Below are 1,915 nucleotides of genomic sequence, written 5' to 3' on the forward strand. Positions count from 1 at the left end.
GTCAACGCGACCTTCCCGTCGATGCCCGCGGTCTTGCGGCCAGCGTTGCGCTGCGCGACCTGGCGCACGCTGAGCAGCGTGTTCGACCAGCTCCGCAGCATCATTTTCTGCAGGTTCCTGACATTAGCCTCGCGCCTTCACGAAGGCTGGCGGTGGTGGCGGGTCGTGAACGTGAAAATGCCCTCTGGGCTGGGATGATGGGACTTGTCGAGGGTCACATCGTTCCGCCGTGGAGGGCACCTTCCAGATGCACGATACCGGGTCACGTCCGAAGATCGTTGCCACTGCGGACGGGCGGGGTGTCGTCGGGCACGCCGGCGCCCGGTTACTGGCTGACATGGCCGATGCCACGGGGCTGACCGCGTCGTTCAGCGAGGCGTTGGCGTCGCTGCGGCAGCGGCGGGCGGGTCATGATCCGGGTCGGGTCGCGGTGGATGTGGCGGTGATGCTCGCTGATGGTGGTGAGGCGATCGCCGATCTGGCGGTGCTGCGTAACGAGGCCGGCCTGTTCGGGACGGTGGCCTCTGACCCGACGGCGTGGCGGGTCCTGTCCGATCTGGATGGTGAGGCGTTGACTCGGCTGCACGCTGCCCGTGCGCTGGCCAGGGAGGTGGCGTGGGCGCAGACGGTCGAGACCAGGGGCGGGTTGCCGGTCTCGACCGCGGCGGGTCAACCGGTCCCCGGCCTGGTGCTGGACGTGGACGCCACGATCGTGATCTGCCACTCGGAGAAGGAAGCGGCGACCCGGACGTGGAAGAAAACGTTCGGCTACCACCCGCTGTTGTGTTTCCTCGACGGCTCGCGGGAGGCGTTGTCGGGGTTGCTGCGGGAGGGTCGGGCCGGGTCGAACACCACCGCCGACCACATCACCGTCCTGGACCAGGCCCTGGCGCAGATCCCCGACGCCCACCGGCACGGCACCCCGATCCTGATCCGTTCCGACTCGGCCGGCTGCACGCAGGGGTTCCTGACCCACATCCGCCGCCTCCGCGGGCACGGTGTCGACACCTGCTTCTCCATCGGTGTTGCGATCACCGAAGAAATCCGGGACGCGATCCGGCAGGCCACGGGCTGGATTCCGGCGGTCAACACCGACGGCGGGCTACGTGACGGCGCGGAAATCTGCGAGATCACCGGCGCCGTCCCCGCCGACAACTACCCGGCCGGGACCCGGTTCATCGTCCGGCGCGAACGCCCGCACCCCGGCGCGCAACTGACCCTGTTCGACACCATCGAAGGCCTCCGTCACCAGGTCATGGCCACCGACACCCCGGTCGGCAACGGATCCCTGCAGTTCCTGGAGGCCCGCCACCGCGCCCACGCCCGCGTTGAGGACCGCATCCGCACGGGCAAGGACACCGGCTTCGGTCGCTTCCCGTCCCGGGTCTTCGCGATCAACCAGGCCTGGCTGCAGCTGGCCCTGACCGGCATCGACCTGCTCTGCTGGACCCAAACCCTGCTCCTGCAGGGAGAACTCGCCAACGCCGAACCGAAGAAACTGCGCTACCGGCTACTCCACGCGCCCGCCCGGATCACCCGATCCGCCCGCCGCACCCGCCTACGCATCGCCGAACACTGGCCCTGGGCCGCCGTCCTCGCCGCCGCCTTCGGCCGCCTGGCCGCGCTACCCCGGCCCATCACCTGAGCCCACGTCCCCGCCACCACCAGCACCCGGAGGACCCCGGCCACCCGCGCCGGGCCACCGGCATACCCACGACCCGAACAACCATCCAAAAGATCAACCAACCGCCTCAACAACCTTGATCAACAGTTAGCGAAAGACCGAGGTTAGGCCAGTCGCCGTCCTTCGTCGCCTTGAAGATCCTGCCCCGTAGCCGCCGTACGTTCTCCTCGTGGTGTCGCCAGCCGACGGTGTCCCACGTGGGTACGTCCTCCGGTCCGTTCACTCCGAGGG

General features: G+C 68.8%; 2 protein-coding genes and 1 pseudogene. 1 reads left to right on the forward strand and 2 read right to left on the reverse strand.

The window, feature by feature from the left end:
* Nucleotides 1-116: pseudogene (locus tag DKT69_RS40815) on the reverse strand (reverse transcriptase N-terminal domain-containing protein); the annotation flags it as partial.
* A gap of 131 nt (nucleotides 117-247) precedes the next feature.
* Between DKT69_RS40815 and DKT69_RS37505 the strand changes: the two are divergent.
* On the forward strand, nucleotides 248-1,645 hold the full coding sequence (locus DKT69_RS37505) for an IS1380 family transposase (RefSeq protein WP_109806083.1): 1,398 nt from the start codon (nucleotides 248-250) through the stop codon (nucleotides 1,643-1,645).
* A gap of 106 nt (nucleotides 1,646-1,751) precedes the next feature.
* Here DKT69_RS37505 and DKT69_RS41310 read toward each other — a convergent pair whose 3' ends face one another.
* Nucleotides 1,752-1,907 carry a reverse transcriptase N-terminal domain-containing protein gene (locus DKT69_RS41310; protein ID WP_109806082.1) on the reverse strand — a complete coding sequence of 52 codons (156 nt, stop codon included), beginning with the start codon at nucleotides 1,905-1,907 and terminating at the stop codon, nucleotides 1,752-1,754.
* Between the last annotated feature and the right edge of the window lie 8 nt (nucleotides 1,908-1,915).

Source organism: Micromonospora sicca (assembly GCF_003172935.1).
In the GTDB taxonomy this organism is placed as follows: domain Bacteria; phylum Actinomycetota; class Actinomycetes; order Mycobacteriales; family Micromonosporaceae; genus Micromonospora; species Micromonospora sicca.

Coding starts and splice junctions, on each gene's coding strand:
- DKT69_RS37505 (WP_109806083.1), top strand. CDS start 248: ATGCACGATACCGGGTCACGTCCGAAGATCGTTGCCACTGCGGACGGG.